Source organism: Frigoribacterium sp. CG_9.8 (assembly GCF_015751965.1).
In the GTDB taxonomy this organism is placed as follows: domain Bacteria; phylum Actinomycetota; class Actinomycetes; order Actinomycetales; family Microbacteriaceae; genus Lacisediminihabitans.
Genome location: NZ_JADOVH010000001.1, coordinates 959,447 through 982,794, shown reverse-complemented (window position 1 = coordinate 982,794; position 23,348 = coordinate 959,447). Strand labels below are relative to the sequence as shown.

Below are 23,348 nucleotides of genomic sequence, written 5' to 3'. Positions count from 1 at the left end.
AGGAAACACAATGAAGTCGTCCTCATTTTTGAAAGTCGCAGCGCTGACCGCGACCGTCGCAATGATTCTGGTCGGTACCACCGCCTGCGGTCGAGGCGGGGGCGCAGAGGCCTCCGGTGACAAGATCGTGCTCGCCCTCTCCACTTTGAACAACCCGTTCTTCGTCGAACTGCGCGATGGCGCCATTGCCGCGGCCAAAGATGCCAAGGTGCAGCTCAACATCGTCGACGCACAGAACGACTCGGCAACGCAGGCCAACCAGCTTGCAACCGCTGCCTCCGGCAACACCAAGGCCGTCATCGTCAACCCGGTGGACTCGGATGCTGCCGCCTCGGCAGTCAACGCCCTGATCAAAGCGGGTATCCCGGTCATCGGTGTCGACCGCACGGTCAACGGGGCCACTCTCGCCTCCCTCGTCGCCAGCGACAATGTTGCCGGCGGTCGACAGGCTGCAAGTGAACTCGCCAAAGCCATGGGCGGTAAGGGGAGCGTCATCCACCTGCAGGGCGTCTCCGGGACCTCGGCAAGCCGCGACCGCGGTACCGGCTTCGAAGAGGGCATCAAGGCGTTCCCCGGCATCACCGTTGTCGCCAAGCAGACAGCGAACTTCGACCGCGCAGCCGCACTCGACGTGACGACCAACCTGCTGCAGGCGAACCCGGGCGTGACCGGGCTCTTTGCCGAGAATGACGAAATGGCTCTCGGCGCCATCCAGGCCCTTGGCGGCAAGGCTGGCACCTCGGTATCCGTGGTCGGATTCGACGGAACCACCGACGGTCTCGCTGCCATCAAGGCTGGCACGCTCGTCGCCACCATCGCGCAGCAGCCAGCCAAACTCGGCAAGCTCGCAGTCGAACTCGCCGTGAAGGCGATCAAGGGCAAGACGATCGAGAAGACCGTGCCGGTCGAGGTCGTCGCCGTCACCAAGTCGAATGTCGGTGACTTCGCCAAGTGAGCTTCATCGCCGGAACTGCGCTCACCTCACCGGCCAGAACCGGCGGGTGCGGATCGGTGGTCGTCGTGGGATCAATCAACGTCGACCAGCTGATCCGCACCGAACGGCACCCGAAGCCGGGCGAGACTCTCATCGGATCGTCGACGGAGTTTCTGCCCGGCGGCAAGGGAGCAAACCAGGCCGTCGCTGCGGCCCAACTCGGTGCGAAGGTGCACCTGATCGGGGCCACGGGAAGGGATTCACAGGCGGAGGTCGCCAAGGCCATCCTGATCGGCTCGGGCGTTGACCTGTCGGGCGTGCACACGGTCGACGACCCCACCGGGCTCGCCATCGTCACGGTAGCTGATGACGGGGAGAACACGATCGTCGTGATTCCCGGCGCTAACGCCCTGGTGGGAGCCGAAGCCGTGGAGACGAGCGCGACCGACATCGCAGCCGCCGCCGTGGTGGTCCTTCAGGGTGAGATTCCGCCCGCGGGTATCACGGCTGCGATCCGGATGGCCACGGGGCGTATTGTGCTGAACCTCGCCCCCGTAATCACACTGGATGTCGCGGTGATCCGCCGCGCGGATCCTCTGGTCGTGAACGAGCACGAGGCCGCTCTCGTGCTCGCGCAGATGGATCCGCAACGCCGCACCCCGACCGAGGACGCCGAGCTTGTCACCGCGCTACGCGAGTGTGGCATCGCGTCCGTCGTTCTGACCCGCGGTGCCAAAGGAGCCATCTGCGCCGACCGGGACGGCTTCAACATCGTGGACGCCCCCAGCGTCATCGCCGTGGACAGCTCGGGGGCCGGCGATGCCTTTGTCGGCGCGCTGAGTGCGCAGCTTGCTACCGGGGTCGTGCTGCTGCAGGCTGTGCAGTTTGCCGTGCGGGTGGGAGCATTCGCGGTGCGCAGCCATGGAACGCAAGTCTCGTACCCGACGCTGACCGACGAGCTTCCGACGGTGAACACCACGGTGTGTGCATGAAGCGGCGGGGCATCCTGAATGCTGAGCTGTCGGGCGCACTTGCCCGGCTCGGACATACGGATATCGTGATCCTTGCTGACTGTGGAATGCCGCTGCCCCGCGACGTCACCGTGATCGATCTGGCGCTGGTGCACGGCATTCCCCGCTTCGAACAGGTGCTCGATGCGCTGCTCGACGAGATGATCTTCGAGGGGTGTATCGCGGCGGAGGAAGCGAGAACCGCGCCCCCCGGGGTCTGGCTGGCTGCCCGTTTCGATGGAATCGAGTACATCTCCCACGAGCAGCTGAAGGATCTGTCCGCCTCGGCGAAGCTCTTCATCCGCACGGGTGAGGCGACGCCGTTCGCTAACGCAGCGCTGGTGTGCGGTGTCTCGCTGTGAGGTGGGGCGCTGTGAGGCAGGTCGCAGTTTCCGAAGCGGGGTGAAACATTCAGGCCATGACCGGTTGCAGGCAGGGACTTCTATTTCAACCGGTTGACTTCGCGCGGCACCACAGAGCAGAGTTGAAACACCCCCACGATTAGAGGCACACATGCCCGAGCGCATCTCACCCCAGCAGTTTCACGAATCAGATGGTGTCGACGATTGGAAGCTATTCCCCGACGGCGCGAAGACGTACTTTGCCACCGGCTCATTCGCCACGGGCATCCAGCTGGTCGACGTGATCGGGCGGCTCGCCGATGCGGCGAATCATCATCCGGATGTTGATCTGCGCTACCCCGGTGTGCTGGTGTGCCTGTTCACGCACGAGATCAACGACATCAGCGACCGCGATGTCTCGCTGGCGCAGCAGATCTCGCTGGCCGCACGTGAGCTTGGCATCGCAGCAGACCCGTCCAAGGTGCTGACCGGTTAGGTTCCCGGATCCGCTGCTCCGACGTTTTGTGAGCACCACGCAATGAGCGGTTCTACTGCTCTCCAGGTTTCCCGGATTAGTTCCGGTGTTGCCCCGAGAGGGAGCTGCTTCACCGCCGCACAGCGCAGAGGCGACAGAGTAATGCTTGAGCCGCAGGAGTTCGATTGCGGGGTGATCCCGGTCGAAACCACGTGGTGCCGTTGTCAATGATGGTCCCGCCATCACAAACCGGCCCGCCTGAGACCTCCACCGACTTCCAACCCGGTAGCGCTGACGCTCAGGTACACCCCGCCAAGTTAACCCGCCGACATAGCCGCCGATGTCTTATCAGGCGACTTGTCGTGACTGAAGCGAACATCCCGATTGGGTCGCATCACTCGACCCGAACCGCAGAGATCCTGCACCTCGCCTAGAAGATCCTCGAGAGGTTGCCGGATATTCGCGATGTACTCGAGCCGGTGCGCCTCAAAAAATGCCTGTGTATCGTCTTGCGCGATTGCCGCCAAGAAAATGCCGGCCCCCTCGCGAACTTCGTGCTCGACTGAAACTCGCGCCGCAATGGTCGGCGTGCTCTCCACCACCAACCAACACAGCGCAGAGGCGACGGATGCTTTCTCAGTGAAGAATAGCCCCCCGACGGCTTCATCAGCCTCGCCTCTTCTCCTCCACAGGGCCCATTTGCGCGAGCCTGCCTGTGGATAAATACCAGTCCTGACCGGCACTTCCCTTATCGGCTGCAATGTCAGTGGCCTCTGATTGAGTGTGTTCATGCACCACCTCCCACTGGACATGGCCAACGCTGACACTCGCGTCGAGTTCGGCATGGCCGAAGCCGAGTTCGCGCAGCACACCCAGTGGCGGGCATCAGCCGAAGTGTTCCGTGCGATCGATGCCACCCTGCGGGAAGCCGCCGAACATCCCGAGGTGTTCATCGATGCGGTCATGCTCCGCGGGGATGCCGTCGAATTCGCCGAGCGCGCCGCCGCGGCTGACCTTGCGGTGCGCCTCAGCCTCGCAGAATCCACCGTTCGCAACCATGGCTTTGTCGCGCGAACCCTCCGGGAACGCCTCCCGCTGTTGTGGGCATGGTTTGCCGAGGGAGATATCTCAACCCAGAACGCCCGGGAAGCGGCATCCATAGTCAGCGAATTACCGGCAGATTTATGGGCCGAGTTTCAGACCAGGATCATGGGTGCCATCACTCTTGCTCCGGCCAGATTCCGGACCACAGCTCGCGCCGTGCGCGAGAAACTGCACGCGCAGACTCTCACCGAACGCCATGACGCGGCCAACGCACACCGTGGGGTGTGGACCGAAGTGGACCGAGACGGAATGGGCCGACTGCACGCACACCTGTCTGCCGAGAAACTAGCACTGGTCGGCGCCGCCCTCGATGGCCTCGCATTCGGGCTATTCACCGAATCCGACGAACAACGCACAATGGCCCAACTGCGCGCCGACGTGCTCAGCGACCTGCTCACCGGCACAAGCAGCACAGGCACAAGCAGCGCATGCACAAGCGGCGCAGGCACGCGGCCGGCAGTCGGGGTCACGGTCGCGCTGACCATCCCCGTGCTGAGCCTGCTCGGCCACTTTGATGAGCCAGCTCTACTCGAAGGTATCGGCCCGATCGATATCAACACCGCCCGCAGGCTGTGCGCAACAGTGCCCTCGATCACCCGGCTGCTCACCGATCCGGTCTCCGGCACGATCGTTGGGATCGACCCACGACAGTACCGGGTTCCCACCGCACTGAAACGATGGCTCGCCATCCTGCACGTCACTTGCGACTTCCCCGGCTGCGGACGACGCGCAGCCCACTGCGATCTCGACCACACCCGCGCCTGGGCCGACGGCGGAACAACCACCGCAGACAATCTCAGCCACCGATGTCGCACACACCACACGATGAAACACCAAACCAAATGGCGGGTAGAAAAACCACCCGGCGCCGAGCGCGCAGTATGGACAAGCCCCACCGGCTACAGCCGAGAAGCCGACCCACCACCGTTCTAACACACCCAACCCGCTGACCGACAGCGCCTAGCTCACACAGCGCCTAGCTGACACAGCGCCTAGCTGACACCGCGCATCAGTTTCAGTACCGGGCGGCTGATGAGGATAAGCACAACACCAATCGCGATGGCGATGGCACCCAGAATCCCGAAGTACGGACCCTCGTTCGTCGGGTCGTACAGTGCGGCGAGCTGGCCGGAGGCTGCCGATCCAATCGCCACCGACAAAAAGAACAGGGCAACCATCTGCGTTCTAAACCTCTCCGGCGCAAGTTTGGTCGACACCGAGAGCCCGATGGGTGACAGCAGCAATTCAGCGATGGTGAAGACGAACAGGATGAGCACGAGGGCGAGCACCGGGGTTCCATTTCGACCGGTTCCGAGGAACGGCAGGAACAGCAGGAATCCGACACCGACACCGAGTGTGCCAAGGCCGAATTTGACCGGAGTGGATGGCTGTCGCCGCCCGAGCTTCGTCCAGAGCACGGCGAACACCCCGGAGAGGATGATGATGAAGATCGGGTTGATCGACTGTACCCATGAGACGGGAAATTCCCAGCCGAAGATCTGACGGTTGAGACGCTGGTCGCTGTAAATCGTGAGCACGGTGAACTGCTGCTGGTAGATCGACCAGAAGGCCGCGCTCGCGAGGAACAGCGGGATGAAGGCATAAACCCGACTTCGCTCGTCGGCGGTGATCGCCGCACTCGAGAGAATCACGATGAAATAGGCGATCGCGGCCAGCGCCGTGATCACGATCACGATAACAGCGAGGTTTCCCGCGTTGATCAGGCCGCTGAGCACCAGGATAGCGATGGCCGCAATCCCGGCGACTGCCACCGCGATGACGAGCGGATAGCGCTGCCTGGGCAATGGGTTCGGCAGTTGCCGCGCAGCATCCGGAAGCCGCGTGCGTCCGAACGAATACTGCACAAGCCCGGCGGCCATACCCACTGCCGCGAGGCCGAATCCGATATGGAATCCGACAGTCGACTGCAGCAGCCCCGTGAGCAACGGACCGAAAAAGGCACCGAGGTTGACGCCGAGGTAGTACAGCGAGAATCCGGCATCGCGCCGGGTGTCGTCGGGCGAATAGAGCGTTCCGACGATGGATGTTGCCGTCGCCTTCAGCCCACCGCTGCCGAGCGCTATGAGCACGAGACCGAAGCCGACACCGGCAAATCCGGGGATCAGGGCAAGCGCGATGTGGCCACACATCACCACAACGGCGCTGATGAAGAGCGTTCGTTCGCTGCTCAACATGCGATCGGCGACCCATGCGCCGAGCACTGTCGCAAGGTAGACGCCACCACCGTACGCACCGACGATTGCGGCCGCGGTGGTCTGGTCGAGGCCGAGGCCCCCGCGGGCCGCCGAGTAGTACAGGTAGATGAGCAGGATGCCCTGCATCCCGTAGAACGAGAATCGCTCCCAGGTCTCCACTCCAAAAAGCGTTGCAAGCGGTCGAGGCTGTCCGAAGAATCCAGAATCCTGCGTGGTATCGCCGGCGGCCACGGCGTCCTTTTGCCCGCCCTTGTCTAAAGAACTCACAATCTTATGGAATCACCGCCGTTCGCAAAGCGCAATCTGAGTGCAACGCACTCGCCAGCATCCGCCCGGCGATCGAAGCGCAATCAGCCCGACATTCGCCGGCGAGGCACCGCGGCTACCCGCGCGCGATAGGTGGCTCGAGCGGGCACTGGCCTGTGACGGTGCTGCCGATCTTGGTTCGTACTGTGGCCCCCACGCAAAGCCTTCTCGTATTCTTAGAGCGTTGGCTGGCACCTTCGCCCCCGTTGGATATGGAGAAACAGGATGCAGCTAGTCGGGCGCGTTGCGGCTGCCATGGTCGGCGCCTCCGCACTTGCGATTCTGTTCGGGTGGTACACCGCAAGCACAGTGCTGACCTCCAGGCTTGTGGCGATGAAACCGACGACGGCGCTGGCCATAGTGCTTCTCTCGATTGCACTGGTCGCATTCCACCGTCGGCGTCTAACAACAGTGCTGGGTGCGCTCGTACTGATCATCGGCGGCCTATCGCTTGCCGAGAATATTCTGAATCGGTCGCTTGGCATGGACACCGTACTGCCGGGGATCATGCTGAGTGCAAGTGGTGCGCGCATGGCACCATCGACTGCCTTCTGCCTCTGTCTGCTGGGCGGCTCAGTGCTGCTCCGTAATCTTGCCCGAAGCACACTGACACTCGCCCTCGCCGTCGTCACCCTCTGCATCAGTCAAATCGCGATTATCGGCTACGCCTATGAGGCGTCATCGCTGTCCGCGGTCGGCGGGTACACCAGCATGTCCCTGCTCACGGCCGTCGCAATCGGCGTGCTGTCCGGGGCGACACTGCTGCAGTATCCCTGCACCGGTTTGGTCGTATTGTCGCGGGATACCGGCAGCGGAGGGAGACTGCTCCGCCCGGCGATACCGTTCTTCATTGTCGTTCCGTTCGCCCTCGGCTGGCTCAGTCTGTTGGCACTGCGTATGGATCGATTCGACACTGCTTTCGCCATTGCGCTGCTCGTGTGGGGCACGACTATCCTCGGCTGCACCGTCACCTGGATAGCTGCCCGGAGGCTTCGTGAACTTGACCGGCGGAGGGATGGTGCGCTGAACAGCCTGGCGGAGACAAACTGCGCGCTCGAGGCCACGGTCGCGGTTCGAACCCGGGAACTGGCAGGGTCGGCCGACGCACTCCAGGCGATCGTGCGGCTTGCGCCGGTGGGAATCCTGGAGCTGGATAGTGCGGGAGGGCTGCTCACTGCCAATGACCAGTGGCTCAGCGTGAGCGGACTGACTCTGGAGGAGTCCGTGAACGACGGGTGGATGTCGGCGCTGCACCCCGACGATGTGGGCCGGGTGAGCGCCAGGTGGGGAAAAATCGTCGCCGGCGGCACCGCTTACGCAGGTACGCTGCGTTTTCGCACACCAGACGGGCAGATCCACTGGGCACAGGTCGCCACCACGCCTATCAAGGAGGAAGGCGCCGTGATCGGACATGTGGCGAGCGTCACGGATATCACCGCACTTCGTGACGCGGAAGCATCAGCGACGGCCGCCCAGGCACGGTTTGAGGCGGCCTTTGTCTGGTCCCCTTTCGGCACAGCCATAGTGTCGCTCGACGGATTGGTGCTCGAAGCCAACCAGCGACTGTTGAATCTGACCGGCCGGTCGACCGGGGTGTTGGACGAGTCGATCGAGTCGGTTTTCATGCCGCTCCAGCCCGCCGGCGCGGATAACGCGCCAACAAGGCCACACGAACGCTCCCCACTTCATGCGGATCGACAGGTGCGCCGCAGTGATTCCGAAGAGATCTGGGTGACGGTGAGCATTGCCGAAATCAAAGAGGGCACGCATGTGGGAGCTCTGCTCTACCAGCTGGAGGAGGTCACGGAACGGCGGCTGGCCGAGGCCCGGGTTGAGCATCTCGCCTTTCACGATCCGCTTACGAACCTGCCCAACCGGCTGCTGTTGATGGACAGACTGGCGCAGGCGCTCCTCCAAGCGACGCGTAACCGTCGGGGAGTTGGAGTGCTCTTCATCGATCTGGATCGGTTCAAGGTAGTCAATGACAGCGTCGGGCACCACTCCGGCGACGCAGTCCTCACCGAAGTCGCGACGAGGCTCCGCAACGGGGTTCGGACGTCAGACACGGTGGCTCGTATCGGTGGAGACGAATTCGTTGTCATCTGCCCCGATATCGCGAACAGTGGGGACATCACCCGACTCGCGGATGCCCTCCAGAAGTCGATCGCCCTACCAATCCGGATCAATGAGTACGTTGCATTCGTCGACGCCAGCATCGGGATCGCCTTCAGCATCGGCAACGACGAACCCGAAACCATATTGCGCGACGCAGACCAGGCGATGTACCTGGCGAAGGACCGCGGTCGAGCTCGTTACGAAGTTTTCGATGACGATCTGCGCGACCGACACGCCCGAAAACTGGATACCGAGATCGCCCTGCGCAGTGCAGTCGACCGGGGTCAGATCGAGACCTGGTACCAACCCGTAGTGGATCTGCGCAAACGAAAGGTCGTGGCTACCGAAGCTCTCGCTCGGTGGCGCCGGCCCGAGCACGGGCTGGTGTTGCCGGGTGACTTCATCGCGATTGCCGAAGAGGTGGGCTTGATAAAACAAATCGGGCGCGCGGTACTCGACCAGGCGTGCCGAGCCACCACCGCGTTGGACAGCGGGATAGCTGTCAGCGTTAACGTGTCTGGACTGCAGTTCGTGCGAGACGACTTTTTCACGGTGGTCACGCGAGCGCTCAGTGGTTCCGGCCTGTCCCCGGACCGACTCTGGTTGGAGCTCACTGAGAGTGCGATGATCGAAGCGGCAGACTCTGCCGCCAGGACATTTAATGAGCTGCGAGACCTCGGTGTGCGCCTCGCTATCGATGATTTCGGCACAGGCTACTCGTCGATCTCCCACCTGCGGACCTTTGATGTCGATCTGGTGAAGATTGACAGCACCTTCGTGCGCGATATCGAATTCTCCGCGCGCGATCGAGCGATCGTGGAAGGCATCATCCAGATGGCCGACTTGTTAAAGCTGCAGGTTGTCGCAGAGGGCATAGAAACACCGGCACAATTAGAGCTTTTGCTCGAAATGGGGTGCCGCTTCGGGCAAGGCCACCTGTTCTCTGCGCCTTCTGCCGATCCGGAGCCAGTCGTGCCCTTCGGGGATTTCCTTGCTCCTTCCGCTCCCCACTGAGCCGCACGCTCTCGGGTGACGGCCGCTGTCGTTGCCGGCGTTCACAGTGGGTGGCCGCGCGCACCGCTGGCCGGCGAGTTAGATTCCGCGGATACCGTGGGGGTTCGGCGGTGCTGCGCCGCGCTTGGATCGGCGTACCCGTGCCTGTCGCGCGGCGCCAGCAAGACGGTCGCTGACGGCACCCACATGAGCTCCTTTCGGCTCTCGGCCACCGTCCAGTTGCTTCGACTCTGGGAAGATACTGCGGGTCTCGGAGCGGCGCCGGCGGCCGGGAAAAAAGTCACCCCAGCGCACGATCGGGAAGAGTTTCGCGATCGCGAGTGTCGCGTAGATGACGGTGTTCACCGCTACAAAGGCAGCGAGCACTGTGATCAATGGGGACTGCAATATCGACTCGGGAAACAGGATCCCCGCTGGCAACCCCATCAGCTTGCACCCGACAGCTGAGTCTGGTCGGATTGCTCGCCGCCGACGACGACAGGATTGGCGTCGACACCGGGGCCCCAAGCGCCCTGGCGGCCGCGGGTGATGTCGAAAATCCCCTTGAGATAGACGAGATTCAGGAACATGTCGAAAACCAACTCCGGCACCACGGTCACGGCCAGCAGTCGTGCGGGCCAACCACCGTTCCATGCCGACACCACTCGTTCTATCGTGAACGCAGTGCCGAGTCCAAGCCAAAACGGAAACCAGATCCATAGGTCCACGGAAAGCAGGGTGATCACGATGAGGGAAAGAAACGACGTCAGGGCGATGACGCTGTAGCCGATCCCGAGCTGCTGGGCCCAATACCGCAAAGTCGGCCGCCGAATACCATAAGCACCGATGTTTTCGAGGGCCCCCCGCTGCCAGCGCAGGCGCTGCACCCACAGGGAGCGCAGACTGGGCATCACCTCGGTGACAACGGTGCACGAAGCCGGGGAGGTGATGACCGCGCCGAGCGTTTTCAGCGCAAGAGTGAGTTCATTGTCTTCGGTCAAAGCGTGAGTGTCATAGACGTCTTCCCGCGTACCAGGGATGACGGTGCTGCGATTGCGCGCTACTTCGCGCAGCGCTCTGGATCGGAACATCGATGCTGTCCCGGTGAGCACGAAGACTTTGCCGCGGCGGCGGTTCACCTGTGAAGAGTAGCGGGTGTATTCGTTGCGCTGCATCTGACCGAGCAGTCCAGCGCCGGGTTTACCGTGGAACAACCCCCCGATCGCCATCAGTGCCCGGTCGGCTTCGAAGCGCGCGGCCCCGCTCTCAAGAAAGCCTGACCCGAGTATCGTGTCGGCGTCGAGCACCATGATGATGTCGTTGTCGCCTTGACTGGGAAGCAGAGTCGACAGCACCTGATTCAGAGCTCCCGCCTTCTTCTGCGTATTACCCCGCGTCTCGTAGACCTCGAGGCCGAAGCCGCGGGCGATGGCCGCAGTGCCGTCGGTGCAATTGTCAGCAATTACGATTACCCGCTCCGGTCGGTGTGACTGAGACAGGAGCGAGGTGAGGGTGGCCGATAGCGACGCCTCCTCGTTATACGCGGGGATCAGAACAGTGAACGACACGGGGCCAGCAAAGACGCCGCGCGTTGCCGCCATTATCAGCTTGGGAGCGAGCGAAGTGCGTGCGCCGTTTGACGACCGACGTAACATGTTGGTCACGCGCCACTCCAGCAGGTTGAGACCCGCAGCGAAGAACACTGCCAGGGCGATTGCCGCCAGGATTACGTGGGGAGCGGGCACATCAGATGAGTAGAGAAATTCGCCCTGGCCGAGCTTCCCCTCGCTCAGCGCGCCTCTGGCCCTGGGCATATCGATGCTGACGGCGACCCAGAGGAGGGTGGCGCCCCCCGTAACAACTGCAGCCACAAGCAACCCAACGGCACGACCGAACATGACAACCTTCCTATGTAAATACACAATAGGCACACAGGCTGGGGGAAGACTACGCGACTCCCTCAATAGGTCAACCCGTTGAGCACCTCGCCACCGAACACACCCGGTCGGGGCACCAGTGCGGTCCACGCGTGCGCGAAACACAGGGTTTTCCTCCATGTGCCCGGCTTAGAGTCGGCGCATGATCATCTCTCTGGACGGCGTTGCTCCCGAAGCCGTTGTCGAACGTCACCTGTCGCATCTCGTGAGCGATCGGATCAGCGCGAGTCCGGATATCCGCGGTGGGCAAATGGCGGCGAATGCTGCACTCAACGCGTTCGATGTGACCGGGTACGCGGCGAAGCGCAATCAGGTGCTTCCGCAATCTGCTCGCGGGGCTTCCCGGCTATCGCCTTACATCCGACACGGGTTGCTTCCACTGCGGGAGGTCTGGAAGGCAGCGGTCGGTCCGTCGGCGGATGTCTCAAAATTTCGTGACGAATTGCTGTGGCAGGAGTACAGCCGGCATTTATATGCACGGGTGGGAATGTCCCTACACGACAATCTGCGGTTCGAGGTGCCATGGTCCGGAGATTTCACGCCGGAGGCGTGGCCGCGCGAGATGGCCTGTGTGAACTGGGCAATCTCGTCTTTGGAAACGGACGGTTGGCTGGTGAATCAGACTCGCATGTGGCTCGCCTCGCAGTACACCGTGCGATCCGGAGCAGGATGGGTCGCCGGACAGGAGTATTTCCATCAGCACCTGCTCGACGGCTCGCGCGCTGCCAACCTTCTCGGGTGGCAGTGGACCGTCGGCGCAGGTTCCGGCAAACCCTATGGTTTTGCGCGGTGGCAGGTGGAGAAACGAGCACCCAAACTGTGTATGGCATGCCCGCTGAATTGCAAATGCCCGATCCAAAATTTTCCCGAGGATAGCGATCCGCGTCCGGTTGCCGAACCTGATCCACGGCTCATGCGGGATGACGATCTGGCGAGAACGCGAGGTCCGGCCACGGTGGTTGATCGATCCACACCCCGCTCAGTGGTGCTCACAGTCGAATCCCTCGGCGATGATGATCCGGCGCTCGTGGCTCATCCGCAGCTCCCGGTCATCTTCGTCTTCGATGAACCTGCGCTGCAGAAGCTCAAGCTCTCGAGCAAAAGACTGGTGTTCTTCGTGGAGACGCTCCAAGACCTAGCCGAGCGGCGCGAAGTGATCGTGCATCTCGGAGACCCCCGGAAGATCACCCCGGGTCTCGACGCCGCGATCACCTGGGCTCCGGTGCCGAGCTTTGCGAAGTACGCCACAACCGCCGCGCAAATGCATCCGTGGCCATGGCTGGCCGAGCCTCATGCCGGTTCGGTCAAAAGCTTCTCGGCGTGGCGCCAGAAGCTGACGCAACCGAAATCGAGTTGATTGCGCGGCTTTGGCGCGTTGTGACAGTGCAATCCCGGCGCTCTAGATCAGCACGACGTCAGGGGCGCAGTGCGGCAATCACGGCTGCGACATCCGCTTCGTCATTCCAGAGATGGAACGCGGCACGAAGACGACCGGCCCGGCCCGATGCCTTGATGCCGGCCGCGACGAGCCGGAGCAGGTCGGTCGAATCCGGATCCGCCCAGGTCACAATCGCCTGATGCTGCTGTGGGATGCCGAGCCCGTCACACAGCTGGTCGCCGAGACCGCTGGCGTAGGCCCAGACCTCTGCGATGTCGAGTTCGGAGAACATGCGGATGGCCGGTTCCGCACCAACCCAGGCCGGCCACGCCGGCGAGACGTCGAATGCTCGGGCGTCAGTCGCGAGCGCCATGTTCGGTCCGTAGCAGGACTGCCAGACCTTATCTCCCGCGTACCACCCCGCGTGCAGTGGCCGCAGCTTGGCCTGGAAACGCTCGCTCAGCGTGAGGAATGCGACCCCACGGGGAGCACACAGCCACTTGTACGTGTGGCACACCGTGGCATCGAAGAGTGAGGCATCCACAGGATGAACCCCCGCAGACTGCGTGGTGTCGCACAGGGTGTACGCGTCGTGGGCCTTCGCCGCGGCGACGATGGAAGACACATCTGCCACAACTCCGGTGGACGACTGGATGTGGGAGAACACTACGAGCCACGTGTCAGCGGAGATTGCCGATGCGAGGTCGGCCAAAGCGACGGTGCGTAAGCGGATGCCCGGCAGCTGCATGAAGGGAAAGACGATGGAGGAGAAATCCCCATCCACACTCAGCACCTCAGCCCCGTCGGGTACCCCGGCTGCGACCAGGCTGGTGATCACTGAGGTCTGCGAACCGGTCGCAACGCGGTGCGGGCTAACTGAGACCAACTTGGCATAGAACTGACGTGTGCGCTCGACGATGGCGTCGTAGTCCATGGGGTCACGTGTGGCGCTCCCCCACAGGTCGAGATCTGCCTTCTGTGCAGCGACCGTCTCTCGGGTGGGGATACCGATCGACGCACAGGCGAGGAACCCACTGGATGGCTGAAAACTCGCCCGAGCCCGCTGGAGAGCAGGGGAAAGAGCAGAGCGGGTCGCCGAAACAGTAGTCGTCATCAGTACAGCATGACGCCGAGCTATTCATGCGACAAGAGCATACTTTCGATGGAACCCATAACATGGTGTGATGACGTCTACTTTCGATCCCCCACTCGATCTGCAGACGATTCGGATCGTGCGTGCCATCGCTGACACCGGCACTATCACCGGTGCTGCTCGCCTTCTTGGCTACAGCCAGCCCGCGGTGAGCCAGCATGTGCAGCGCGCCGAAGCGCGACTCAACGTGCCACTGGTAACCCGGGTGGGCCGTTCAGTTCGCCTCACCGAAGCGGGCATGGTACTTGCGCGTCACGCACTGACGATCACCTCGGCCCTCGAGGCGGCATCCGGTGACCTCGCCGATCTCGCCGGGCTGCGCACAGGAACCGTGCGGATGGCAGCGTTTCCCACCGCCTCCTCCACGATCGTGCCGCGCCTGCTCGCGACGATGGCCAGCGAGCATCCCGGCGTGCGAGTCAACTATGTGGAGGCACAGCCCCCGGAGGCCGTGGCAATGCTGCGCGAGGGCAGTATCGATTTGGCGATCACGTTCAGCTACCCGGGAGACCGTTCCGACCCGCACGTCGACAGTGCCAGCGGCCTCGGATCGGAGACACTCTTCACCGAAGACACCGTCGTGGTGCTCGCGGCGGGCCATCCCCTGGCAGATCACCCCGTCGTTGACCTCACCGGACTCTCGGACGAACGATGGATCGCCGGATGCCCCCGCTGTCGCGGCCATCTCCTCGCCGTCTGCGAGCTGGCCGGTTTCGCCCCTGCGATCGCCTTCGAGACGGACAACGCCAGCGCCGTGATCAACATGGTCGCAAGCGGCCTCGGTGTGGCGATGCTGCCGAGACTCGCCCTGGTGGCCGCGGCGGTACCACCGGGCGTGGTGATCCGTCGCCACTCGCCGGCCAGTGAGCGCAGCATCCACCTGATTGCCAACGATGGTGCACGCCGGGTACCGAGCCTTGCCGCGACCAGCCGCGTACTGCACGGGCTGCACGGCGACGACTGGGGGCTGGTGACCGTTTAGCCGATGCTGCTGCTCGCGTGCACCTGCTCGATGATGCGCACTGTCTCGAGCGCATCTCGCGGGTTGACCGGAGGTAATGCGCCATCCCGGATCGCGGCGGCTGCCCCGCGGTAGAACGCTGCGTAGGTGCCGCGCTCTGTCGGAATCTTCGTGAACGGCATCTCCATCGAGCCGGCAATTCCGATGGTGCCCCAGTTTTCTTGCGACTCGACGCCGAATCCCGCTTCGACTGGGGAGCTGCCCGCGTTCAGCGCGGGCTCCTGGTTATCCAGACCATAGATGGTGAAGGCGGATCGATCACCGAGCACCCTGAACCGCGGCCCGGTCTGCCCGGCGAAGCGGCTCATGGTGAGATGCGACCGCACCCCCGAGGCGTGCAGTAGCGAGATGAAGGCCTCGTCGTCGCTGACGCCGCCTTTTCTCAGGATCGAGAGTTCGGCATCCGCGATCGTGGCCGGTCCAAACAGCTGCAACGCCTGGTCGATGAGGTGGCTGCCGAGGTCGAAGGTGATGCCTGCGCCCTGTGCGATTGTGGTGGTGTCCTGCCACCGGTCGTGGAGCTCGGGAGACCATCGCTCGAATGTCGATTCGAAACGGTGAACCCTTCCAAGAGAACCTTCGGCCAGGAGCTTCTGCACGGTGAGAAAGTCGCCGTCCCAACGACGGTTCTGAAACACCATCAGCGGCTGAGCAGCGGACTCCGCTGCGGCGATGAGCTGCTCGGCCTCCGACACGGACGCGGCGAACGGTTTGTCGATCACGACAGCGGATCCGGCAGCAAGCGCCGCGAGACCCTGCTCGAGATGCACGTGAGCGGGAGAGGCGAGCACCACGAGATCCAACCCGCGCTCGATGAGCTCGCCGGGGGTGTTGACCGTTTCGATTGACGGATGCTGCGATCGCGCCACCGACTGCCGTCCGGCATGACTCGTGGCAACGACCTCGAGCGAGAAGCGGGGATTCGCTGCGATGAACGGGGCGTGGAAGACCCGGCCAGACAGCCCGTAGCCGACGATGCCGGTGCGGATGGGGGTCGAGTCGGTGTTGTTCATGAGCCCAGAATATCGGCTCATCCCCTCCGATGCCCGCTGCTAGCGCGCACCGCCACATTCGGGCGAATGCGGGCGTATGCGGTCATTCCGGGCTGGCGCGCCGACCCGGAATGACCGTTCACGCCCGCTCTGGGAGGAGGCATCCGCGAGTCTGCATTTTCGAAGTGTGGCAGCGCTCGGGTTGGTTGCAGCGCAGACTTGACGGATGCTCTCCTGGCGCGACCCCCTCCGCACCCCCGCACGAGTGGTGGTTGCTGGCGTGAGCGGGGTCGGCAAATCGACTCTCGCCCGCCGAATCGCGGATGCTCGTGACCTGCCTTATACAGAAATCGACGGTCTGTTTCACGGCGCCGGTTGGATGCCCCGGCCGCAATTTCTCGCCGATGTGGACCTCCTCACGCAGGCGCCTGCCTGGATCACCGAGTGGCAGTATCGGGATGCCCGGCCGCTGCTGTCTGCCCGCGCGGACACCCTGGTCTGGCTCGACCTGCCCTCCCCTGTCGCCCTCTCCCGCGTATTGCGCCGCACGATCATCCGCAGCCGCACGCGGGTCGAGCTACGGAACGGCAACACGGAGCCGGGCATGTGGCATGCCATAACGAATAGCGAGGGAATCATACGCTGGGCTCTCAAGCACCAGCGCACCTATCGGCGCACGGTGCCGATCACCGCACGAGATCATCCGCACCTGCAGGTTGTGCGGCTGCGGAGCCAGCGCGAGGTCGACGCCTGGCTCGCCGGCCCACTCATTGAACAGTGATTTCTGCCGCAATTCAATAAAAAATGGCTACACCGAGGGCCTCACTACACCGAGCTCTTGGCTACTCCGAGGGTTTCACTACACAGAGCTCTTCTCTACACAGAGGGCGCATCGATCGCGCCACCGAAGCGACGGGTGCGGTGCGCATAGAGCGCGATCGCCTCCCACAGATGCTCCCGGGTGAAATCCGGCCAGAGCGTGTCGAGAAACACCATCTCGGCGTAGGCACTCTGCCAGAGCATGAAATTGCTCGTGCGCTGCTCGCCGGAACTGCGCACAAACAGGTCGACATCCGGAAGGTCTGGGGTGTAGAGCCGCTTCTGGATGGTCTTCTCGGTGATGCCGGAAGGCTTCAGACGACCACTCGCCACTTCCTCGGCGATCGCACGCACAGCATCCGCAATCTCGGTGCGCCCGCCGTAGTTGACACACATCGTGAGGGTGAGCACGGAGTTACCGGCCGTCAGCTGCTCGGCGAAGAGCAACTCATCGATGACGGACGCCCACAACCTGGGCCTCCGCCCCGCCCAGCGCACCCGCACGCCCCAGTCGTTCAGCTGATCGCGCCGACGGTGCAGCACATCTCGATTGAAGCCCATGAGAAATCGCACTTCGTCGGGCGAGCGCTTCCAGTTCTCGGTGGAGAAGGCGTAGACACTGAGGTGCTTCACCCCGATCTGGATGGCGCCGGCCACGACATCGAGGAGCGACGCCTCCCCCGCCTTGTGGCCTTCGACCCGGGTGAGACCTTTGCCATTGGCCCAGCGTCCGTTGCCGTCCATGACGATGGCGACGTGCTCGGGCACCGCGTTTTTCGGCAGCTTCGGCGGGTAAAGGCCGGTCCAGTCGACTGCCGCGAAGTCGACGGCGTCGCGGTGGGTCTTACGAACCGTCACGAGCGCATCCGGTCGACGTGCTCGAGCGAACGCAACCCGCGGTCGAGGTGGAACTGGGTGTAGGCGGCGATCACACCGCTCGCCTGCGCGCGAGTGCGGTCATCCGCATCATCGGCTATCTCCCACTCACCCGTGAGCAGCGAGGAGAGAAGCAGGATGGTCTGCGCGTCGAGACGGGGAGCACCGGGCGGGGCGACGGCATCCGCCACGACGCCACCCAACTGCACAACGAATGCGGAATGTGGGCCCGGTGCCCCGGTGACCGAGCAGTCGTCGAAACTCGGTGACCAGCCGGCGATCGACAGGGCACGCAGCAGATAGGAATCGAGAGTGAGGCTCGCCCCGTGCTCGCGCCGGGCCAGGGACCGCAGTGCGCCGACGAGCAACAGGTATTGCTGAAGACTCGGCTCACCCTCGGTGAGCTTGTCGGCCGTCTCCACCATTGCACTCGCGGCCGTGTAACTGCCGTAATCGGCGGTGATGTCGGCGCCATAGGATCCCACCGATTCGGCCTGGGTGATGATGTCGAGACTGCGACCCTCATAGAGCTGCACATCGGCGACCATGAAGGGTTCGAGCCGTGCCCCGAACTTGGACGCCGTGCGCCTCACGCCCTTGGCCACGGCGCGTACCTTGCCGTGCTGGCGCGTGAGCATGGTGACGATACGGTCGGCCTCACCCAGCTTGTGGGTGCGCAGCACGACGGCTTCGTCACGGTACAGGGGCATCTGATAATTATCGTCGTCACGACCACAGGATGCGCTGTGCCGTGCCGTGGTACGAATGACTGTGATCGCCAGCCCCCTCATCATCCCGCTCTGGGCGGACCTTCTTGCGATCGCGGTCGGTGGCGTGCAGGGCGCCATGTTTGCCGCACAGTTTCGCGACCGTCGGCTCGACCTGCTCGGTGTTGCACTCATCGGTGTTGCGGCCGGCACCGGCGGCGGGCTCTTCCGCGATGTGCTGCTCAATCAGGTGCCCGTGACGCTGCGATCCAACTGGTTTCTGTTGGTTGCCGTTGGCGCGGCCCTGCTCGGCATGCTGCTCGAGCGACTCTTCCAACGTCTTGGGAGGGTGATCACCGCCCTCGATGCGCTCACCATCGGCCTGTTTTGCGCCATTGGCACCAGCAAGTCGCTCGCACTTGGGCTTCCAGCAATTCCCTCGATCTTCGTCGGGGTGCTCGCGGCAGTCGGAGGCTCGATCCTGCGTGATCTGCTGCTCAATCTGCCGATCGCCCTCATGCATGTCGGATCGCTCTACGCGATCGCCGCCGTCGCCGGCGCCGGAACCTTGGTGGCCCTCGTCATGTTCGGCGTTCCGGTGTTTATCGCCGCGGTGGTGTGCGTCGGAGTCACCTTCGGGGTGCGCGTGCTCGCAGTTCTCTTTAGATGGAGCCTTCCCGAGCAGAGACGCCTGGAGCGGATGCCGCGATGGCGACGACGCTCCGTTCGCCGCTGAAGGCGATCACTGCACGGTCAATGAGGCGGCTCAGCAGTTCGGTGTACGAGACACCGACCGCCTGCCACATGCGCGGATACTGGCTGAGTGCAGTGAGGCCCGGCAGGGTGTTCACCTCGTTGAGGGTGATGGTGCCGTCGGCACCAAGGAAGAAGTCCACGCGGGCGAGACCCTCGCAGCCCAGGGTGCGAAAGGCCAGTGTTGCGAGCTCGACAAGGCGCGCTTGCGCAGCATCCGGAATCTGGGCTGGCACCTCCAGCGTCGCCCCTCCCTCGGCCGTGTATTTGGCGGTGTAGTCAAAAAAAATCGCGGTATCACCGGTGACAATCCGCAGGGGTGCCCCAACGGCGAGGCTGCCATCGAGGTGCTGGAGCACGCCGATAGCCACCTCGTCGCCGACGATCGTTTCCTGGAGGAGCGCCGTCGAATCGTGCTGGAGTGCCAGCGCTATGGCATCGGCGACTGCCTCGGCGGACTCCACCCGGCTCGCCCCGACGCTTGACCCCGAGCGATTCGGTTTCACGAAGATCGGATACCCCAGAGCATCGGCGAGCATGACCGCGTCCCCGACCGTCGCTGCAATCACCGCAGATGTCGGGATGGTCGGGATGCCAACCAACTCGAGCAGGCGCTGCGTGAGAAGTTTGTCCATGGCTAGGGCGCTGGAGAGTACTCCGCAGCCAACATACGGGAGGCGGGCAAGCTCAAGGAGACCCTGCACCGTGCCATCCTCACCGAACCTACCGTGCAGCGCGGGGAAGGCGACGTCGATGCCGTCGAGGTCGGGAAACCGACTTCCCTCGGTAACGTCGGCGAGGGCATCGACTGAGTCGACCCGGTGCCAGCCGCCGCGACGGTCGATGCCGATGAGCACCGGCTCGAAACGCAGCAGATCGAGATGGGATGCCACGCTCCGCGCCGAGTTGCACGACACCTCGTGCTCGTTGTTGGCCCCGCCGAAGATTATGCCGATGCGCTTCATGGAATGGTCCCCTGGGTCTGGTTGGTGTGGCGCCTGGCCATGCGGCCCCCGAGGCCGGTGAGTATCTCGTGGGCGATCGTACCGGTTACCGCGCCCCATTCTTGAGGGTCCGGTTCACCAGCGGCCGGCGACCCGAGCAGCACGACCTCGTCACCGAGGGTCACAACGGCGTCGCCAACATCCACGATCAACTGGTCCATCGAGATTGCACCGACCACCGGATGCCGCACCCCATCAATCACGACCTCGCCACCGTGCGACAGATCGCGCGGAATACCGTCGCCATAGCCCACCGGCACGAGCACGAGCGTCGTATCCGCCGACGCCACCCAGTCATGGTTGTAGCTGACCCCGGTGCCCGCGCTGATCCGCTTCCGCTGGGTGACTCTCGACACCACCCGCATCGCCGGTTCGAGGTCGTGACCGCGGCCGACAACAGTCTCGATTCCATAGAGCGCCGCCCCGCAACGCACGAGGTCGAACCAGGTGTCGGGATGCTCGAGTGCCCCCGCTGAATTGGCAAGGTGCAGCACACCTGGCGCGAGGCCGAGAGCCCGCGCTCGTGCGACACCCCGCTCGAACGACTGCACCTGCGCCGTCGTGGCCTCCGGCTCGGCATGCGTAGCGAGGGCGAGGTGCGACCAGAGGCCGGTGACGCGCACCGACGAAGACGCGACCGCGGCGGTGAAGAGGGAATTCCAGTTTTCCTCACCAGCGCCGCCCCGCGACATCCCCGTGTCGAGCTCGAGGTGCACTTCTGCGGTGCAGCCAAGGACAGCGACGGCCTCAAGAGTCTCGACATTGGCGCAGGAGATAGTCACGTCTTGAGCGATGGCTGCGCGCAGATCACACCACGGATCGGCCAGCCAGCAGAGCACCGGCGCGTCGATGCCGGCAGATCTCAGGGCGAGGGCTTCGTCCACCGTTGCGATGCCGAGCCACGCCGCTCCAGACCTCAGCGCAGTGGTCGCGACCTCGATGATGCCGTGGCCGAAGCCATCCGCCTTCACGACCGCGAGGATCGGCGTTGCCGTGATCTCCCGAATGCGCCCGATATTGCGAGCGATCGCACCGTGATCGACGATGCGGGTGGCGAGCGGAGTGGGGTTCAGGCTGGAGTACACGGCAGAGGTCGGGTGCTCCGGCTGCGTCATACCTCCACACTAGCGATGACCGGGCGGTGGGCCGCCAGCCGCTGCGGTGGGGCGTTACGCGCTAGTCATGTACGGGCCGATGCGGCACATCCGGGCCGGCACGCCAGCCCAGACAGACCGAACTAGCCCGGATTCGCCCCGCGAGCGGCACTAGCAGACCACAGCGAGCAGGCTGGCAGCGCTACACCGATGCGAACTCGCGGTCCCCCAACTCCTGACGAACTGCCCGGTTGACCGCCGAGACGACCGCTTTGAGGGATGCCGTGGAGATATCCGCGTCGATTCCGACACCCCACAGGCGCACACCATTGACATTGAGCTCGACGTACGCCGCGGCAAGGGCATCACCACCACCGCTGAGCGCATGCTCGACGTAGTCGTAGAGCTTGACTTCGACGCCCTGCTCGGTGAGCACGTTGAGGAAGGCCGCAATCGGACCGTTTCCGGTCGTGTCGGTTGACACGAGCTGCTCGCCGACCCGGAGTTCCGTGTGCAGCGCAACCGTTCCGGACATGTCACTCTGGGTGCGGGTTGAGGCGAGTTCGAACTGCCCCCACTTGTCTTCCACCGACGACGCTGGCAGGTATTCGTCCTGGAAGATCTCCCAGATCTCTGCACTGGTGACCTCGCCGCCTTCGGCCTCCGTCTTCGCCTGCACCACGCCGGAGAACTCGATCTGCAGCTTCCGTGGCAGGTCCAATGCATGGTCATTCTTCAGCAGGTAGGCGACGCCGCCCTTGCCGGACTGCGAGTTGACCCGGATCACTGCCTCGTAGCTTCGCCCGAGGTCCTTGGGATCGATCGGAAGATACGGCACTGCCCAGACGAGGTCATCGACGGTGACACCCCTGTGCTCGGCATCCGCGGCCATGGCCTCGAAACCTTTCTTGATGGCATCCTGGTGGGAGCCGCTGAAGGCGGTGTAGACCAGATCACCGGCCCACGGGTGACGTTCTGGCACGGGCAGCTGGTTCACATACTCCACGGTGCGCTTCACCTCATCGAGGTCGCTGAAATCGATCTGCGGATCGATCCCCTGCGTAAACAGGTTGATGCCGAGAGCCACAATGTCCACATTGCCGGTGCGCTCACCGTTGCCGAACAGGCAGCCCTCGATGCGATCGGCGCCCGCAAGATACCCGAGCTCGGCAGCGGCGACCGCGGTACCGCGGTCGTTGTGCGGATGCAGCGAGAGGATGATGTTTTCGCGCTGGTCGAGGCGCCGCGACATCCATTCGATCGAGTCCGCGTATACGTTGGGAGTCGCCATTTCGACCGTCGCAGGCAGGTTGATGATGACCTTGCGCTCCGGCGTTGGTTCGAAGATCGCGATCACCCTGTTGCAGACCTCGAGCGCGAACTCGAGTTCGGTGCCGGTGTAGCTCTCCGGTGAATACTCGTAGTAGATCTCGGTGCCCACGGTAATCGATTCGGCGGCCTTGCACAGCCGGGCACCGTCGAGCGCGATATCGATAATTCCCTGCTTATCGGTGCGGAACACCACGTCCCGCTGCAGCACACTCGTGGAGTTATAGAGGTGCACGATGGCTCGCTTGGCCCCGATGAGCGATTCGTACGTGCGGGTGATCAGGGCCTCGCGCGCCTGGGTGAGCACCTGAATGGTGACGTCCTCGGGAATGAGGTCACCATCGATGAGGCTGCGCACGAAGTCGAAGTCCGTCTGGGACGCCGATGGAAACCCGACCTCGATCTCTTTGTATCCCATGCGCACCAGCAGATCGAACATGATGCGCTTGCGTTCGGGGCTCATCGGATCAATGAGGGCCTGGTTGCCATCGCGCAGGTCGACCGCGCACCAGCGCGGGGCGACGGTGATCCGCTTGGACGGCCAGGTGCGGTCGGGCAGATCGACAGTGACGGTCTCGTGGTACGGGCGGTACTTGTGGATCGGCATTGCAGAAGCCGATTGGGTGTTCTTCATCGTCTCGCTCTTTCGCTTGGTCTGAGATGGTCAGCCAGCGGCGCTGTTACAGCACCAGTCTCCGCGACGAGCCAGGCCTGGGTGAGGACTCGTCGCGGCAGCTAAGAAGAAGCACACCGAACAACACGCCTTGAGGATAGCACCGCTGGCTCCGGCA

The 23,348-nt window shown here is 63.5% G+C and carries 21 protein-coding genes and 1 pseudogene; 10 read left to right on the top strand and 12 right to left on the bottom strand.

Annotated elements, in window-relative coordinates; genetic code table 11:
* The first annotated feature begins 10 nt into the window (after positions 1-10).
* From IWX88_RS04850 to IWX88_RS04835, 4 genes are all read left to right on the top strand, one after another.
* Entirely contained in the window at positions 11-955 is a 945-nt protein-coding gene (locus IWX88_RS04850; RefSeq protein WP_196827686.1) for a substrate-binding domain-containing protein, read from the top strand.
* The gene (locus tag IWX88_RS04845) at positions 952-1,926 is read left to right on the top strand and encodes a ribokinase (protein WP_370568170.1); all 975 of its coding nucleotides are present in this window, start codon (positions 952-954) and stop codon (positions 1,924-1,926) included. The genes IWX88_RS04850 and IWX88_RS04845 overlap by 4 nt, the downstream gene beginning before the upstream one ends.
* Complete coding sequence (rbsD, locus tag IWX88_RS04840) at positions 1,923-2,306, top strand: D-ribose pyranase (RefSeq protein ID WP_196827684.1); 384 nt, start codon at positions 1,923-1,925, stop codon at positions 2,304-2,306. Before IWX88_RS04845 ends, rbsD begins: the two co-directional genes overlap by 4 nt.
* Before the next feature lie 151 nt (positions 2,307-2,457).
* Positions 2,458-2,781 carry a 4a-hydroxytetrahydrobiopterin dehydratase gene (locus IWX88_RS04835; RefSeq protein ID WP_196827682.1) on the top strand — a complete coding sequence of 108 codons (324 nt, stop codon included), beginning with the start codon at positions 2,458-2,460 and terminating at the stop codon, positions 2,779-2,781.
* Positions 2,782-2,916: 135 nt separating this feature from the next.
* Here the strand turns inward: IWX88_RS04835 and IWX88_RS14170 are convergent.
* Both IWX88_RS14170 and IWX88_RS04825 read right to left on the bottom strand, forming a co-directional pair.
* Positions 2,917-3,003: pseudogene (locus IWX88_RS14170) on the bottom strand (DUF2461 family protein); the annotation flags it as partial.
* A gap of 74 nt (positions 3,004-3,077) precedes the next feature.
* Positions 3,078-3,551 (bottom strand): DUF2461 family protein, encoded by a 474-nt coding sequence (locus tag IWX88_RS04825; RefSeq protein ID WP_196827680.1) that lies wholly within the window; start codon positions 3,549-3,551, stop codon positions 3,078-3,080.
* Between IWX88_RS04825 and IWX88_RS04820 the strand changes: the two genes are divergently transcribed.
* The gene (locus IWX88_RS04820; RefSeq protein ID WP_196827678.1) at positions 3,550-4,797 is read left to right on the top strand and encodes an HNH endonuclease signature motif containing protein; all 1,248 of its coding nucleotides are present in this window, start codon (positions 3,550-3,552) and stop codon (positions 4,795-4,797) included. The two genes, IWX88_RS04825 and IWX88_RS04820, sit on opposite strands and share 2 nt — an antisense overlap.
* Positions 4,798-4,856: 59 nt before the next feature.
* Here the strand turns inward: IWX88_RS04820 and IWX88_RS04815 are convergent, their stop codons facing one another.
* Entirely contained in the window at positions 4,857-6,347 is a 1,491-nt protein-coding gene (locus tag IWX88_RS04815) for a peptide MFS transporter (protein ID WP_370568169.1), read from the bottom strand.
* Between the two features lie 264 nt (positions 6,348-6,611).
* Here IWX88_RS04815 and IWX88_RS04810 point away from each other — a divergent pair, with 264 nt between their 5' ends.
* Positions 6,612-9,515 carry a bifunctional diguanylate cyclase/phosphodiesterase gene (locus IWX88_RS04810; RefSeq protein ID WP_196827675.1) on the top strand — a complete coding sequence of 968 codons (2,904 nt, stop codon included), beginning with the start codon at positions 6,612-6,614 and terminating at the stop codon, positions 9,513-9,515.
* Positions 9,516-9,593: 78 nt separating this feature from the next.
* On the opposite strand, the gene IWX88_RS04805 is transcribed toward IWX88_RS04810, so the two are convergent.
* Both IWX88_RS04805 and IWX88_RS04800 read right to left on the bottom strand, forming a co-directional pair.
* Positions 9,594-9,941: a hypothetical protein gene (locus IWX88_RS04805; protein ID WP_196827673.1), complete on the bottom strand. Its 348-nt coding sequence runs from the start codon at positions 9,939-9,941 to the stop codon at positions 9,594-9,596.
* Positions 9,941-11,392 (bottom strand): glycosyltransferase, encoded by a 1,452-nt coding sequence (locus IWX88_RS04800; RefSeq protein ID WP_196827671.1) that lies wholly within the window; start codon positions 11,390-11,392, stop codon positions 9,941-9,943. The genes IWX88_RS04805 and IWX88_RS04800 overlap by 1 nt, the downstream gene beginning before the upstream one ends.
* Before the next feature lie 181 nt (positions 11,393-11,573).
* Here IWX88_RS04800 and IWX88_RS04795 point away from each other — a divergent pair, with 181 nt between their 5' ends.
* Positions 11,574-12,788, top strand: a complete 1,215-nt coding sequence (locus tag IWX88_RS04795) for an FAD-binding domain-containing protein (protein ID WP_196827669.1) — start codon at positions 11,574-11,576, stop codon at positions 12,786-12,788.
* Between the two features lie 58 nt (positions 12,789-12,846).
* Here IWX88_RS04795 and IWX88_RS04790 read toward each other — a convergent pair whose 3' ends face one another.
* A complete protein-coding gene (locus tag IWX88_RS04790) occupies positions 12,847-13,923 on the bottom strand; it encodes an aminotransferase class V-fold PLP-dependent enzyme (RefSeq protein WP_196827667.1) in 1,077 nt (358 codons plus the stop codon).
* 70 nt (positions 13,924-13,993) lie between these two features.
* Between IWX88_RS04790 and IWX88_RS04785 the strand changes: the two genes are divergently transcribed.
* Positions 13,994-14,944 (top strand): LysR family transcriptional regulator, encoded by a 951-nt coding sequence (locus IWX88_RS04785; RefSeq protein WP_196827665.1) that lies wholly within the window; start codon positions 13,994-13,996, stop codon positions 14,942-14,944.
* On the opposite strand, the gene IWX88_RS04780 is transcribed toward IWX88_RS04785, so the two are convergent.
* Complete coding sequence (locus IWX88_RS04780) at positions 14,941-15,996, bottom strand: Gfo/Idh/MocA family oxidoreductase (protein ID WP_196827663.1); 1,056 nt, start codon at positions 15,994-15,996, stop codon at positions 14,941-14,943. The two genes, IWX88_RS04785 and IWX88_RS04780, sit on opposite strands and share 4 nt — an antisense overlap.
* A gap of 205 nt (positions 15,997-16,201) precedes the next feature.
* On the opposite strand from IWX88_RS04780, the gene IWX88_RS04775 reads away from it, so the two are divergent.
* Positions 16,202-16,756 carry an AAA family ATPase gene (locus IWX88_RS04775; protein WP_196827660.1) on the top strand — a complete coding sequence of 185 codons (555 nt, stop codon included), beginning with the start codon at positions 16,202-16,204 and terminating at the stop codon, positions 16,754-16,756.
* Positions 16,757-16,851: 95 nt separating this feature from the next.
* Here IWX88_RS04775 and IWX88_RS04770 read toward each other — a convergent pair whose 3' ends face one another.
* Complete coding sequence (locus IWX88_RS04770) at positions 16,852-17,652, bottom strand: isoprenyl transferase (protein ID WP_196827658.1); 801 nt, start codon at positions 17,650-17,652, stop codon at positions 16,852-16,854.
* Positions 17,649-18,380 (bottom strand): DNA repair protein RecO, encoded by a 732-nt coding sequence (recO, locus tag IWX88_RS04765; protein ID WP_196827656.1) that lies wholly within the window; start codon positions 18,378-18,380, stop codon positions 17,649-17,651. The genes IWX88_RS04770 and recO overlap by 4 nt, the downstream gene beginning before the upstream one ends.
* 55 nt (positions 18,381-18,435) lie before the next feature.
* Between recO and IWX88_RS04760 the strand changes: the two genes are divergently transcribed.
* Positions 18,436-19,113: a trimeric intracellular cation channel family protein gene (locus IWX88_RS04760; RefSeq protein WP_196827653.1), complete on the top strand. Its 678-nt coding sequence runs from the start codon at positions 18,436-18,438 to the stop codon at positions 19,111-19,113.
* Here the strand turns inward: IWX88_RS04760 and IWX88_RS04755 are convergent.
* From IWX88_RS04755 to leuA, 3 genes are all read right to left on the bottom strand, one after another.
* Positions 19,040-20,095, bottom strand: coding sequence for a D-alanine--D-alanine ligase family protein (locus tag IWX88_RS04755; RefSeq protein ID WP_196827651.1), 1,056 nt, complete (start codon positions 20,093-20,095; stop codon positions 19,040-19,042). The two genes, IWX88_RS04760 and IWX88_RS04755, sit on opposite strands and share 74 nt — an antisense overlap.
* The gene (alr, locus tag IWX88_RS04750) at positions 20,092-21,249 is read right to left on the bottom strand and encodes an alanine racemase (protein WP_196827648.1); all 1,158 of its coding nucleotides are present in this window, start codon (positions 21,247-21,249) and stop codon (positions 20,092-20,094) included. The genes IWX88_RS04755 and alr overlap by 4 nt, the downstream gene beginning before the upstream one ends.
* A 181-nt stretch (positions 21,250-21,430) precedes the next feature.
* The gene (gene leuA, locus IWX88_RS04745) at positions 21,431-23,191 is read right to left on the bottom strand and encodes a 2-isopropylmalate synthase (protein ID WP_196827645.1); all 1,761 of its coding nucleotides are present in this window, start codon (positions 23,189-23,191) and stop codon (positions 21,431-21,433) included.
* Positions 23,192-23,348 lie beyond the last annotated feature (157 nt).

Bases quoted from the DNA above. Each gene is read 5' to 3' on its own strand.
- leuA (WP_196827645.1), bottom strand. From the start codon at position 23,191: ATGAAGAACACCCAATCGGCTTCTGCAATGCCGATCCACAAGTACCGC.
- IWX88_RS04780 (WP_196827663.1), bottom strand. From the start codon at position 15,996: ATGAACAACACCGACTCGACCCCCATCCGCACCGGCATCGTCGGCTAC.
- IWX88_RS04785 (WP_196827665.1), top strand. From the start codon at position 13,994: ATGACGTCTACTTTCGATCCCCCACTCGATCTGCAGACGATTCGGATC.
- IWX88_RS04850 (WP_196827686.1), top strand. From the start codon at position 11: ATGAAGTCGTCCTCATTTTTGAAAGTCGCAGCGCTGACCGCGACCGTC.
- IWX88_RS04795 (WP_196827669.1), top strand. From the start codon at position 11,574: ATGATCATCTCTCTGGACGGCGTTGCTCCCGAAGCCGTTGTCGAACGT.
- IWX88_RS04800 (WP_196827671.1), bottom strand. From the start codon at position 11,392: ATGTTCGGTCGTGCCGTTGGGTTGCTTGTGGCTGCAGTTGTTACGGGG.
- alr (WP_196827648.1), bottom strand. From the start codon at position 21,249: ATGACGCAGCCGGAGCACCCGACCTCTGCCGTGTACTCCAGCCTGAAC.
- IWX88_RS04755 (WP_196827651.1), bottom strand. From the start codon at position 20,095: ATGAAGCGCATCGGCATAATCTTCGGCGGGGCCAACAACGAGCACGAG.
- IWX88_RS04825 (WP_196827680.1), bottom strand. From the start codon at position 3,551: ATGAACACACTCAATCAGAGGCCACTGACATTGCAGCCGATAAGGGAA.
- recO (WP_196827656.1), bottom strand. From the start codon at position 18,380: ATGCCCCTGTACCGTGACGAAGCCGTCGTGCTGCGCACCCACAAGCTG.
- rbsD (WP_196827684.1), top strand. From the start codon at position 1,923: ATGAAGCGGCGGGGCATCCTGAATGCTGAGCTGTCGGGCGCACTTGCC.
- IWX88_RS04760 (WP_196827653.1), top strand. From the start codon at position 18,436: ATGACTGTGATCGCCAGCCCCCTCATCATCCCGCTCTGGGCGGACCTT.
- IWX88_RS04790 (WP_196827667.1), bottom strand. From the start codon at position 13,923: ATGACGACTACTGTTTCGGCGACCCGCTCTGCTCTTTCCCCTGCTCTC.
- IWX88_RS04775 (WP_196827660.1), top strand. From the start codon at position 16,202: ATGCTCTCCTGGCGCGACCCCCTCCGCACCCCCGCACGAGTGGTGGTT.
- IWX88_RS04810 (WP_196827675.1), top strand. From the start codon at position 6,612: ATGCAGCTAGTCGGGCGCGTTGCGGCTGCCATGGTCGGCGCCTCCGCA.
- IWX88_RS04820 (WP_196827678.1), top strand. From the start codon at position 3,550: ATGCACCACCTCCCACTGGACATGGCCAACGCTGACACTCGCGTCGAG.
- IWX88_RS04835 (WP_196827682.1), top strand. From the start codon at position 2,458: ATGCCCGAGCGCATCTCACCCCAGCAGTTTCACGAATCAGATGGTGTC.
- IWX88_RS04805 (WP_196827673.1), bottom strand. From the start codon at position 9,941: ATGGGGTTGCCAGCGGGGATCCTGTTTCCCGAGTCGATATTGCAGTCC.